The following is an 11,994-nucleotide window of genomic DNA, read 5'->3' as shown; positions in this document are numbered from 1 at the left end:
CCTTGGTGCTTATGCGTACTGGGCGACACCGTTGCCGAACGACCAGTTCTCCTTCGCCACCTCGACCAGATTGATGAACACGTCTTCGGAGCGCAGGCCGGGGTCGGTGGAAAAATTTTCGGCGATACCCCGGTACAGCGCCTGCTTCTGTTCCACCGTGCGGCCGCTGTTGCAGGTGATCTGCACGATCACCAGATCGTCGCTGCGGGCGATGTCGAGGTAATTCGGGTCGTAGTCGAATTCGTCGGCGTCGTGCTGGCTGACCAGGATGAAGCGGTCGTGCTCCGGCACGTTGAAGGTTTCGCGCATGGCCTGATAGATGCCGTTGCGCAGGGCGGCGATGTGAGCGGGCGACTTGCCGCGGCGAAGCGAGATGCGAACCAGTGGCATGGGGACTCTCCACGAGGATGAAGCAGGGTAGATGGGGTAGGCGCAAAAGGCGCCATCCAAGCCTAACAAGTCGCAGGGAATGCAGGTGGAATGCAGAGCCCGGCACGCACGGGCAGATCCCGGATGCCGACTGCGCTCACTGGCAGCGTTGCCGGGTTGGGTGGTTTTCAGTTCGCCAGCGGCTCGGTCAACGTGGGTCGTTGCACGCTCAACGCGGTACCCGCCGCTGCCACGATGATCGCCACGATGGCCAGCCATTGCAGCAGGCTGAGCCGTTCGCCCAGCAATGCCACGCCGGCCACCGCCGCGACGGCCGGCTCCAGGCTCAACAAGGTGCTGAACGTGCGCGCCGGCAACCGGGTCAGCGCGATCATCTCCAGCGAATACGGCAGGGCCGAGCTGAGCACCGCCACACCGAGCGCATACGGCAACAGCGCCGGCGACAGCAGTGCGCTGCCTGCATGCGCGACACCGAACGGAATCGCCAGCAAGGCACCGATCGAGGTGCCCAGCGTCACCGCGTCCGCGCCCCAGGCCGCCCCTGCCTTCCTCCCCAGCACGATGTACAGCACCCAGCCCACGCCGGCGGCCAGCGCGTACATCACGCCCACCGGATCGAGCGCCCGCACCTGCCCGCGCAGCGGCAGCAGCAGGGCCAGCCCGGCCACCACCAGTGCGATCCAGACGAAGTCGAGCAGTCGCCGCGAGCCGAACAGCGCCAGCGCCAGTGGTCCGGTGAATTCCAGCGCCACCGCGATGCCCAGCGGGATCGTGCGCAGCGACATGTAGAACACCAGGTTCATCGCGCCCATCGAGAGGCCGTAGCCCCATAGTGCTCGCCAGTCGCGTCCGCTACCCGACCGACGCCATGGCCGTCGCCACAGCAGCAGGATCAGCGCGCTGAGCCCCAGCCGATAGGCGGTAGCGCCCTGCGCGCCGACCTGCGGGAACAGATGCTTGGCCAGCGACGCGCCACATTGGTACGAGACCATGCTGATCAGCAGCATGGCGACCGCGAGCGCGACCGGAGCAACGGTGGAACGTGATGACATGACTGCAACCACGGCGGGAGAACAGTCAGATCATGATGCCCGCAGAGCCGAGCGAAGCCCAGCAGTCCGACCGTCATTCCGTCGCCATTGCTGACAGCTTCTGACAGCAGTGCGCGGCACGAGTCAGAGATGGTTGCATTGGCGCCCAGGCGTCAGCCTTTGTCTCGACATGATGATGGTGAAGGCACGACAGCAACTTCCGAGCACGATGCGTGTCGAGACCGTGGATCGTGGTCGAAACAAATCAGGGTGGGCGCGATACCATAGGTATCCCGTGCATGATGTTGGCGCCATGCCAAGGCTACCCGGCATGCGCCCGTCACGCGCACCACCGTGATATTCGCTGTGCCCTTTCTCCATATCTGCCATCCTGAGTTTGCAAGCCATGACCCCCACGCGTCTTGAAATCACCCGTCCCGATGACTGGCATCTGCATCTTCGCGATGGCGAGACACTGGCTTCGGTGATCGGTCATACCGCACAGCGGTTTGCGCGGGCCATCGTGATGCCGAACCTGAAGCCGCCGGTGACGACAGTCGCACAGGCGGAAGACTATCGCCGGCGGATTCTGGCGAGTTTGCCGGCGGGCATGCGCTTCCAGCCGCTGATGACGCTGTACCTCACCGAGGACACTCCGGCCGAGGAGATCGGTCGCGCAAAAAAAAGCGGCAGCGTCTTTGCGGTGAAGTATTACCCGGCGGGTGCCACCACCAATTCACAGTCCGGCGTGCGCGAGCTGTCGCGGGTGTATCCCGTACTTGAAGCGATGGAGCGGCACGGCTTGCCCTTGCTGCTGCATGGCGAGGTCACCGATCCGGACATCGACATCTTCGATCGCGAACGCGTTTTCATCGAGCGCCACCTGCTGCCGCTGCAGGCGCGGTTCCCGGGCTTGCGCATGGTGCTGGAACACATCACCACCCGCGACGCAGTGGATTTCATCAGCGGCGCGCCAGCCAACATCGGCGCCACCATCACCGCGCATCACCTGTTGCTCAACCGCAACGCGCTGTTCGAGGGCGGCATCCGTCCGCACAATTACTGCGCGCCTATCCTCAAGCGGGAGACGCATCGCGCTGCCCTGCTGCAAGCGGCAACCAGTGGGGATTCGCATTTTTTCCTCGGCACGGACAGCGCGCCGCATCCGCGCGAGGCGAAGGAGTCGGCTTGCGGCTGCGCGGGGCTCTATACGGCGCATGCAGCGCTGGAACTGTATGCCGAAGCATTCGAGCAGGCCGGCCGGCTGGATCGGCTCGAAGCGTTTGCCAGCTTCCATGGCCCGGACTTCTACCGTCTGCCGCGCAATCAGGATCGCATTGCACTCGAACGCACGCCGTGGATCGTGCCGGATGAATATCCGCTGGCCGGATCCACCTGCAAGCCGATGCGAGCCGGCGAGTCCGTCGCATGGACGCTCGTGGAGGCGACCGCTTCCTGATTCGGGTGGCATTGGCTCAAGCGTAAGAGCCTCACATGCCGTCATTCCGGCGCAGGCCGGAATCGCTTCAGCACGAAACCGGTTATCGCATTTCGTCACGGGGCCGTATGCGGCCAGCTAAGCTAAATGCGATTACCAGCTGCGCTGTTGTGAAGCTCCTCCGGCCTACGCCGGAATGACGTTATGGGGGAGTTTTCGGCGCAGTGGTGCCGGTGCTTTCAGTACGCAAACTCGCGGAACACCGGGTCGACGCTGCCGTTCCACGCGCCATGAAACAGTTCCAGCTTGCGTTCGGCCGGAGTCTGGTTGGCCTGCACGATCTCGATCATCGGTTCGAGGAAGATGCTCTCGTCGGCACCGTGCTTGTTGAGGCGAGCGCGGCGCTTGAGGCCGTGGCCGGCGATCTTCAACGCTTCCGCGGCGAGGTCGCGCACCGTGCCATTGCGGAACGGCAGCTTCAACGCATGCTTCGGCACGCCGTCGCGCAGCGCGTGGCGTTCCTCGCGACTGAAGTCCTTGACCAGATCCCACGCGGCGTTCAGCGCCTCGTCGTCGTACAGCAGGCCGACCCAGAATGCGGGCAACGCACACAGGCGATTCCACGGTCCACCATCGGCGCCGCGCATTTCCAGGTACTGCTTCAGCCGTACCTCGGGGAACGCGGTGGTGAGGTGGTCGGCGAAGTCCTTCATGCTGGCGCGCGTGCCCGGCAGCATCGGCAGCTCGCCGGCCATGAACTGCTTGAAATCCTGTCCGGCCAGATCGATGTACTTGCCGTCCTGGAAACTGAAGTACATCGGCACGTCGAGGATGTAGTCGACGTAGCGCTCGTAACCGAAGCCGTCGGCGAACACGAAGTCCAGCATCCCGGTGCGGTGCGGGTCGGTATCGGTCCAGATATGCGAGCGATACGACAGATAGCCGTTTGGACGTCCTTCGGTGAACGGCGAGTCGGCGAACAACGCCGTGGCGATCGGCTGCAGCGCGAGGCTGGTGCGGAACTTCTTGACCATGTCCGCTTCGGACGAGAAGTCCAGATTCACCTGCACGGTGCAGGTGCGAGTCATCATGTCCAGGCCGAGCGAGCCGACCTTGGGCATGTATTCGCGCATGATCTTGTAGCGGCCCTTCGGCATCCACGGCATCTCGTCGCGGCGCCACTTCGGCTGGAAGCCCATGCCGAGGAAGCCGAGGCCCATGCCGTCGGCGATCGAGCGGACTTCTTCCAGGTGCGAGTTCACCTCGCAGCAGGTCTGGTGGATGGTCTCCAGCGGCGCGCCGGACAGCTCCAGCTGGCCGGCCGGTTCCAGCGTGATCGAGGCCTTGTCGCGCGACAGCGCCACCGGGTTCTCGCCCTCGCGGGCCACATCCCAGCCGTAGCGGGTGGCCAGGGTTTCCAGCAGCAGCTTGATGCCGCGGTCACCCTCGAAGGTGGGTGGCCGCAGAGCCTGCCCCGGACTTGATTCGGGGGTGTCGGTGAGGAAGCCGAACTTCTCGTGCTCGGTCCCGATGCGCCATGCCTCGCGTGGCTTCTCGCCCGCGGCGAGATAGTCGGTGAGTTGCTGGCGGTCCCGGATCGGGGTGCTCTTGACGGCACTGGGTATGGACACGGGCAAAGCCTCGCTGGATGAGCGAGTCACTATGGGGGTGTTGCGTGACAACGAAAAGGGGGTAGCGGCAAATAATTGGACGGGGCGGTACAGATGGCTCCCCCGTTTGATCCGCAAGGCGGTAGCCGGCCTGCGTGGCAGAAATCACCGACGGTTTTCGCCGTGGCCCGAGTCAAATGCCGGGCAAGTCAGACTGGCAACCACATTGCCAGGAAGTTTTCTCCGACGCCCCCAATCAGCAATTGTGGAGAAGTGATTCATTTTTCGCTCCAGCTGGCGCTGGTGGATCAAGCGATCCTCGATGCAGACGTCGGCACCGTGTTCAAGCAGGCGCTGCACGGTAGCCGTATTCCCGAGGGATACAGCTACTTCCAATGCATTCATCCCATTTGGAAATGGATTCACGTCAACATCGGCATGGTGGTGCAGCAGCACGTCGAGTGTTGCGATGTCGTTGCATCTGGCCGCGATAATCAGCGCAGTGCCGTCGAGGCCGGCTTTGACCGGGAACGACAATACGGCCGCTTCCTTAAAACCCGTGTCGGGCCTCGGGTTCGTCTCCCAGTTTGGGTCCTTCCGGATCTCCTCGACAGCTTGATCGTGGAAGCTTTGTTTGAGGTCGGGCATCCATCCGCTGCCATCTACTGCGGCACCGTCGTTCAGAAGACCTTTCACGATCGTGGAGTTGTTGGCATAGGCTGCGATGATCAGGGCGGACTGCTTCCATCGCGCGGCATCGGCCGTTGACATCGTGCTCAGTTGTTGACGGACCTGTGGCAGCTTGCCGTCGATCACGTTCACCATCAGCGCATTGATTTCGGGTGGCACGTCGAAGGCGCTTTGCAACGCAAGCCTGTGCATCAATACGGTTTGATATTGGCAAGCCATCGGTGGCTGGAATTGTTGACTACCGTCGGCGATGGCCTGCTTAGCAAACAACAACCCAAGTGCAAGCAATGCGATACGCGAAAGCATTGGATGTTTCCCCCTAAAGAGCTGGTCGATTCCAGCCGAAGCAGGGAGGTTCCGCAAGTGCGTGAAAGCAGAAAGGCCGGCATGCGCCGGCCTTTCTGCTTGATACGAACGGATGAGCTCAGCGCTTCATCGAGTTGAAGAACTCGTCGTTGGACTTGGTGTTCTTCATCTTGTCGAGCATGAACTCCATCGCGGCCAGCTCGTCCATCGGATGCAGCAGCTTGCGCAGGATCCAGATCTTGGAAAGCATGTCCGGCTCGATCAGCAGGTCTTCGCGGCGGGTGCCGGAGCGGTTGATGTCGATCGCCGGGTAGACACGCTTCTCGGAGATGCGGCGGGACAGGTGCACTTCCATGTTGCCGGTGCCCTTGAACTCCTCGTAGATCACCTCGTCCATCTTGCTGCCGGTTTCGGTCAGCGCGGTGGCGATGATGGTCAGGCTGCCGCCTTCCTCGACGTTGCGCGCGGCGCCGAAGAAACGCTTCGGGCGCTGCAGCGCGTTGGCGTCGACACCGCCGGTGAGCACCTTGCCGGAGCTGGGCACCACGGTGTTGTAGGCGCGGGCGAGGCGGGTGATCGAGTCGAGCAGGATCACCACGTCCTTCTTGTGCTCGACCAGGCGCTTGGCGCGCTCGATCACCATCTCGGCGACCTGCACGTGGCGCACGGCCGGCTCGTCGAAGGTCGAGGAGATCACTTCGGCGCGCACGGTGCGGGCGATCTCGGTCACTTCCTCCGGGCGCTCGTCGATCAGCAGCATGATCAGGTGCGCTTCGGGGTGGTTGTAGGTGATTGCCTGGGCGATGTTCTGCAACATCATCGTCTTGCCGGACTTCGGCTGGGAGACGATCAGGCCGCGCTGGCCCTTGCCGATCGGTGCGATCAGGTCGAGGATGCGGCCGGTGATGTCCTCGCTCGACCCGTTGCCGCGCTCCAGCTTGAAGGCCTTGCGCGGAAACAGGGGGGTGAGGTTCTCGAACAGCATCTTGTTCTTCGACGCCTCCGGCGGATCGCCGTTGATGTCGTCGACGCGCAGCATGGCGAAGTAACGCTCGCCTTCCTTCGGATGGCGCACGCGCCCGGTGATGTAGTCACCGGTGCGCAGGTTGAAGCGGCGGATCTGGCTGGGCGACACGTAGATGTCGTCCGGGCCGGCCAGGTAGCTCTCGTCGGCCGAGCGCAGGAAGCCGAAACCGTCCTGCAGGATCTCCAGCACGCCTTCGGCCCAGATGCCGCCACCGGAGCGTGCGTGCGCCTTGAGCACGTTGAAGATCACGTCCTGTTTGCGCGCGCGGGCGACGCCTTCATGCACGCCCAGCGACTCGGCGAATTCCAGCAACTGGATCGCGTTCTTGCGCTTGAGCTCAGTGAGGTTGATCACCCGGTCGTTGCTGCCCGGATCGGCGTTGTCGTCATCCACCGGCAGGCCGTTCGGGTTGGGGCGTTGGTTGCCGCCCTGCGGGCGCGGCTGTTGCGGATTGCCGCCGCGCTCGTTGCGCCGGCGCCGGCCGCGGCCATCGCGTCCTTCGCGGCCAGCGTTGTTCTGGTTCTGGCCCTGATTCTGGCCCTGGCCTTGACTCTGATTCGGGTTCTGGCCCTGGCTCGGGTTCTGGCCCTGGCCCTGGCCCTGCTGCTGGCTCGGCGCCTGATCCGGGTTGCGGCCGGGCTGGGCGCCGGGTTCACGCTGTTCCTGTGCGGCACGCGGAGGCGACGATTCGTTGCCCTGCGTCGCCGCGGTCACGGGAATACTGGCCTGCACCGGGACAGGCGCCGGCACCGGACGCTCGGCTGCCGCCGGGGCTGGTACGGGTGCGGCGGGTTTATCGGCATGCGCTGCCTTTTCGGCATTCGCCGCCGCGATCGCTGCGGCCGTGCGGCGCGGCGCGCGTGGGCGCGGCTCGGGCTTGCCTTCGGCAACAGGCTTGGTATCGGCGCTCTTGGCGTCGTTCGACATGGTGTTTTCGGTATCGGACACGGGCAATCCTCGCGGGGCGCCGTTGAATTACAGGAGGGAGGGTGTGCGTCGCGCGGAGGGCGCAAGGGGACAGGACTGTCCCGACGGACGCGATGAATCTAGCACCCGCCGCGTATCGGCGTAAAGCCTCGTGAGTCGGTCGTACTCAGCCGGGCCGGCTCCACACAGCGGGTTTGCAACGAGTGGGTCAGATGGCCTTGTCGATCATCTGGGTCAGCTGGCCCTTGCTGACGGCGCCGATCTGGGTCGCCTCGACCTTGCCGTTCTTGAACACCATCAGGGTCGGGATGCCGCGCACGCCATAGGTGCGGGGGGTCTGCTGGTTCTGGTCGATGTTGACCTTGACGATGCGCAGCTTGCCTTCGTACTGCTGGGCCAGTTCGTCCAGCATCGGCGCAATGGCCTTGCACGGGCCGCACCATTCCGCCCAGAAATCCAGCAGCACCGGGGTTTCGGACTTGAGCACCTGCTGCTCGAAGGCGTCGTCGTTCACATGGGTAATCAGGTCGCTCACCGGGGATCTCCGTGGCTGGGGGCACAAATGCGTGGATGACAGATGGGGGGCAAGGGCGAAAAAACAAGATAAATGGAAGCGGCTGGCAGGCCGTCGATTCCCGCCCGTACAGACGCCGGGTGCCCTCATCAGCTACACTCAGGCGCCCATGAAGCGCGGGTTGGGCAGGAAAGAAGGGGTGCCATGGCGGCAGGTCTTCATTCCAGCGCAACTCCGGGCACGATTCAAGGGCAGCTTGCAAAGCTGCCCGTCAGACCGCCGGCAAATACGGCGTCGCCAGCCGCGGCGCGACCTTGTTGACCCTGACATTGAGCCGCTTCGCTGCGCATCGCGCACCCGTCCTGCACCGCCCTCCGCCGACGTCCGGCGTCTGAAGCGGCACAGCACATCACGCCGCCGTCAGGCAAGGTTTCCACTCCCCTATGTCACAAACCGTACTCACCGACACTTTCTTCGCCAATTTCGATTTGCAACCGCTGCTGCAGCAGGGCCTGGACGACAGCGGCTTCACCCGCTGCACGCCGATCCAGGAAATGACCCTGCCGCTGGCGCTGGCCGGCCGCGATGTCGCCGGCCAGGCCCAGACCGGCACCGGCAAGACCTGCGCCTTCCTGGTCGCGCTGATGAACCGTCTGCTGACCACGCCGGCCGTGGCCGACCGCAAGGACAGCGACCCGCGCGCGCTGGTGATCGCACCGACCCGCGAGCTGGCCATCCAGATCGAGAAGGACGCCAAGGCGATCGGCCGTCACACCGGCCTGCGCACCGCGCTGATCTACGGCGGCGTCGATTACGACAAGCAGCGCCAGCAATTGAAGGATGGCTGCGACATCATCATCGCCACGCCCGGCCGCCTGCTCGACTACCACAAGCAGGGGGTTTTCAGCCTCAACAGCGTCGAGGTGATGGTGATCGACGAGGCCGACCGCATGTTCGACCTCGGTTTCATCAAGGATGTGCGCTTCATTTTCCGCAAGCTGCCGCCGCGCGAGCAGCGTCAGGTGCTGCTGTTCTCCGCCACGCTGAGCCATCGCGTGCTGGAGCTGGCCTACGAGCACATGCACGAGGCCGAGAAGCTGGTGGTGGAGAGCGACAACGTCACCGCCGATCGCGTGCGCCAGCTGGTCTACTTCCCGGCCAAGGAAGAGAAGATGCCGCTGCTGCTGAACCTGATCGACCGCGCCAAGCCGAGCCGCAGCATCATCTTCGTCAACACCAAGGCGGCTGCCGAACGCATCACCGAGCGGGTCAAGCGCCATGGCTGCCGTGTCGGCGCGATTTCCGGCGACGTGCCGCAGCTGAAGCGGCAGAAGCTGCTGCAGCGTTTCCAGGACGGCCAGCTGGACATCCTGGTGGCCACCGACGTGGCCGCGCGCGGCCTGCACATTCCCGCGGTCAGCCACGTGTTCAACTACGACCTGCCGCACGACGCCGAGGATTACGTGCATCGCATCGGCCGCACGGCCCGTCTGGGTGCCGAGGGCGACGCGATCAGCTTTGCCTGCGACCTGTATGCGATGTCGCTGCCGGAGATCGAGACGTATATCGGCCAGAGCATCCCGGTTGCCAGCATGGATCCCGCGTTGCTGGTGATGCCGAAGCCGCGTGAGGTTGACGCCGAATTCGCCGCGAATGCCGCGGCCGACAGCGCCGCGTTCGGCGACGTGGTGCCGCCGCGTCCGGGCGAGAAGCCGCGCCGTACGGGTGGTGCGAGCCGCAGTGGCGAGCGCAGCGGTGCCGGCCGTACCGGTTCGCGTCCGCCGCGCGAGCGCAAGCCCGCCGTCGCCGACCGCAGTGTCGAGGCTGTGACCGAACAGCCGGTGGCGGCAGCAGTGCATGCGACCGAAGCGACTCCGGCCGCCGATGGCGTACGCAAGCCGCGTCGTCGTCGTGGCGGACGTAACCGCCGCCGTGAAGGCGCGCCGACCGACGGTGTCGAGACGACGGGGCACACCGCTGCCGTCGCGGAAGGTAACCGCGCCCCGCGTGGCGAGCGTCGTCCGCCGCGCGAGCGCAATGCGGGCGAATCCGGCAACCGGCCGTCACGGCAGGTGGCGGTCACCGCCGGCATCACCGCTGGCCACGCTCACCCGAAGAAGCCGGGCCTGTTCCGCCGGCTGACCAGGCTGTTCACCGGCCGTTGAGCGCAACGATCGTCGTGGGCTGAATCCACGGCGATCGACGATGGTGCGAAGTCCGCATCTTGGCATCGGCTTCCCTTATCCTTGCAGCTGGTATGACGCCACGCAGGTGCGGGGATACGCGGTGATCCATTTCGATCAAGTCAGCAAGCGCTACGAGGGCGGGCACGAAGCACTCTCGCAGCTTTCGTTCGAGGTGCCGACGGGCGAGATGGCGTTCGTCACCGGTCATTCCGGTGCCGGCAAGAGCACCCTGCTCAAGTTGCTTGGCCTGATCGAGCGGCCTTCGCACGGCACGATCAGCATGGACGGCAAGAATCTCTCCAGGATTCGCCGCAGTGGCATCCCGAAATGGCGCCGGCAAATCGGCATGGTATTCCAGGATCACCGTCTGCTGATGGAGCGCACGGTGTTCGCCAATGTCGAGCTGCCGCTGGTGATCGGTGGCATTGCCAGGCCCGAGCGCGCCCGGCGGGTTCGCGCGGCGTTGGAAAAGGTCGGTCTGCTTGCCTACGAGCGTCAGCTGCCGGATACCTTGTCCGCCGGCGAGCAGCAGCGCGTCGGCATTGCCCGTGCCATCGTGGCGCGGCCATCCCTGCTGATTGCCGACGAACCGACCGGCAATCTCGATCCGCAACTGGCGGTGGAGATCATGGGCCTGTTCGGCGAGTTCCAGCAGGTGGGCACCACCGTGCTGATCGCCAGTCACGACCTGCCACTGATCAAGCGCATGAAGAAACGCGTGATCGTGCTCGACCACGGTCGGCTGGTGGCCGATCTGGCTGCGCAGGAGGTGCTGTGAACACGCCGCCCGAAGACATCCACGCGACTGTCCGCGCCTCGGCCTCCGACGCGCCACCGCGCAACGAGCACAGTCATGGTCGTCGGCTCGGCAGCTGGCAGGAGCATCACGGCTGGAGCGCGGCGTCGAGTCTGCGCCGGCTCGCCTCACGTCCGCTCGGCAGCCTGTTGACGATGGCGGTGATGGGCCTGGCGCTGGCCTTGCCGCTGGCGTTCTACCTGCTGCTGGGCAATGTGCAGAAGCTGGGCGAGGCACTGGGCCAGAGCCAGGCGATCAGCGTGTTCATGCAGCCTGGTCAGAATGCGCAGCAGGCGCAGATGCTGGCCAGGCAACTGGGCGACCGTGCCGAGGTGGCTTCGGTGACGGTGAAAACGCCGCAGCAGGGCATGGACGAGCTGGCGAAGATGCAGGGTTTCTCCGGCGCGCTGCAGACGCTCGACGACAATCCGCTGCCTTACGTGCTGCAACTGCAGCCCAAGGCCGGGACGACTGCCAACGCGATCGAGCAGCTGGTCGCCGATGTGCGCAGCATGCACAGCGTCGAGCTGGTGCAGGACAGCGGCAGCTGGCGGCAGCGGCTGGACGCGCTGCTAGGCGTCGGCAACCGCGTGGTGCTGGTACTGGCTTCGCTGCTGGCACTGGCCGCGTTGCTGGTGGTCGGCAATACGGTGCGAGTGGACATCGCCAGTCGCAGCGAAGAGATCAGTGTGCTGCTGCTGGTCGGTGCCAGCAGTGCGTTCGTGCGCCGGCCGTATCTGTACGCCGGCATCTGGTATGGCCTGTTCAGCGGCATCCTGGCAGCCTTGCTGGCGGTGCTGATCGAGTTCGCGCTGGCCGGTCCGGTGGCGCAGTTGAGCCGGGCCTATGATGGCAAGCTGCAGGTCGGTGGCCTGCCGTTGTGGCTGCTGCTCGCGGTTCCGCTGACGGCCGCCGCGCTCGGCTGGCTGGGCGCGCGACTGGTCAGCGCATGGCAGTTGCGCAAGTTGGGATGATGGGTACTGCCGAAGGTGATGTGAATCGCAGCCATTGCTGTTGCGGTCCGTGCACTATCTGTGTGGAAGCGGTCGCAGGGGGTGCGGTCGCAGGTTCATCGCAAG

The 11,994-nt window shown here is 64.8% G+C and carries 10 protein-coding genes; 4 read left to right on the top strand and 6 right to left on the bottom strand.

Annotated elements, in window-relative coordinates; all coding sequences use genetic code 11:
* Positions 1–9: 9 nt before the first annotated feature.
* Positions 10–390 (bottom strand): tautomerase family protein, encoded by a 381-nt coding sequence (locus ACYVKM_RS03090; RefSeq protein WP_460875662.1) that lies wholly within the window; start codon positions 388–390, stop codon positions 10–12.
* A gap of 167 nt (positions 391–557) precedes the next feature.
* A complete protein-coding gene (locus ACYVKM_RS03085) occupies positions 558–1,442 on the bottom strand; it encodes an EamA family transporter (RefSeq protein ID WP_460875660.1) in 885 nt (294 codons plus the stop codon).
* Between the two features lie 385 nt (positions 1,443–1,827).
* On the opposite strand from ACYVKM_RS03085, the gene pyrC reads away from it, so the two are divergent.
* Positions 1,828–2,880, top strand: coding sequence for a dihydroorotase (gene pyrC / locus ACYVKM_RS03080; RefSeq protein ID WP_460875658.1), 1,053 nt, complete (start codon positions 1,828–1,830; stop codon positions 2,878–2,880).
* A gap of 218 nt (positions 2,881–3,098) precedes the next feature.
* Here the strand turns inward: pyrC and ACYVKM_RS03075 are convergent, their stop codons facing one another.
* From ACYVKM_RS03075 to trxA, 4 genes are all read right to left on the bottom strand, one after another.
* Positions 3,099–4,490: a glutamate--cysteine ligase gene (locus ACYVKM_RS03075; protein WP_460875657.1), complete on the bottom strand. Its 1,392-nt coding sequence runs from the start codon at positions 4,488–4,490 to the stop codon at positions 3,099–3,101.
* A gap of 144 nt (positions 4,491–4,634) precedes the next feature.
* Positions 4,635–5,465: an ankyrin repeat domain-containing protein gene (locus ACYVKM_RS03070; RefSeq protein WP_460875655.1), complete on the bottom strand. Its 831-nt coding sequence runs from the start codon at positions 5,463–5,465 to the stop codon at positions 4,635–4,637.
* A gap of 118 nt (positions 5,466–5,583) precedes the next feature.
* A complete protein-coding gene (gene rho / locus ACYVKM_RS03065; protein ID WP_460876509.1) occupies positions 5,584–7,419 on the bottom strand; it encodes a transcription termination factor Rho in 1,836 nt (611 codons plus the stop codon).
* 208 nt (positions 7,420–7,627) lie between these two features.
* On the bottom strand, positions 7,628–7,954 hold the full coding sequence (gene trxA / locus ACYVKM_RS03060) for a thioredoxin TrxA (protein ID WP_460875654.1): 327 nt from the start codon (positions 7,952–7,954) through the stop codon (positions 7,628–7,630).
* A gap of 422 nt (positions 7,955–8,376) precedes the next feature.
* On the opposite strand from trxA, the gene ACYVKM_RS03055 reads away from it, so the two are divergent.
* The 3 genes from ACYVKM_RS03055 to ftsX all read left to right on the top strand — a co-directional run bounded on the left by ACYVKM_RS03055 (position 8,377) and on the right by ftsX (position 11,889).
* Positions 8,377–10,098 carry a DEAD/DEAH box helicase gene (locus ACYVKM_RS03055; protein ID WP_460875653.1) on the top strand — a complete coding sequence of 574 codons (1,722 nt, stop codon included), beginning with the start codon at positions 8,377–8,379 and terminating at the stop codon, positions 10,096–10,098.
* 121 nt (positions 10,099–10,219) lie between these two features.
* Positions 10,220–10,897 (top strand): cell division ATP-binding protein FtsE, encoded by a 678-nt coding sequence (ftsE, locus tag ACYVKM_RS03050; RefSeq protein WP_460875651.1) that lies wholly within the window; start codon positions 10,220–10,222, stop codon positions 10,895–10,897.
* Positions 10,894–11,889, top strand: coding sequence for a permease-like cell division protein FtsX (gene ftsX / locus ACYVKM_RS03045; protein ID WP_460875649.1), 996 nt, complete (start codon positions 10,894–10,896; stop codon positions 11,887–11,889). Before ftsE ends, ftsX begins: the two co-directional genes overlap by 4 nt.
* Positions 11,890–11,994 lie beyond the last annotated feature (105 nt).

This window comes from Rhodanobacter koreensis (genome assembly GCF_054782855.1).
This window is presented reverse-complemented; position numbering and strand designations above follow the sequence as displayed.

Bases quoted from the DNA above. Each gene is read 5' to 3' on its own strand.
- ACYVKM_RS03090 (WP_460875662.1), bottom strand. From the start codon at position 390: ATGCCACTGGTTCGCATCTCGCTTCGCCGCGGCAAGTCGCCCGCTCAC.
- ACYVKM_RS03085 (WP_460875660.1), bottom strand. From the start codon at position 1,442: ATGTCATCACGTTCCACCGTTGCTCCGGTCGCGCTCGCGGTCGCCATG.
- pyrC (WP_460875658.1), top strand. From the start codon at position 1,828: ATGACCCCCACGCGTCTTGAAATCACCCGTCCCGATGACTGGCATCTG.
- ACYVKM_RS03070 (WP_460875655.1), bottom strand. From the start codon at position 5,465: ATGCTTTCGCGTATCGCATTGCTTGCACTTGGGTTGTTGTTTGCTAAG.
- rho (WP_460876509.1), bottom strand. From the start codon at position 7,419: ATGTCGAACGACGCCAAGAGCGCCGATACCAAGCCTGTTGCCGAAGGC.
- ACYVKM_RS03055 (WP_460875653.1), top strand. From the start codon at position 8,377: ATGTCACAAACCGTACTCACCGACACTTTCTTCGCCAATTTCGATTTG.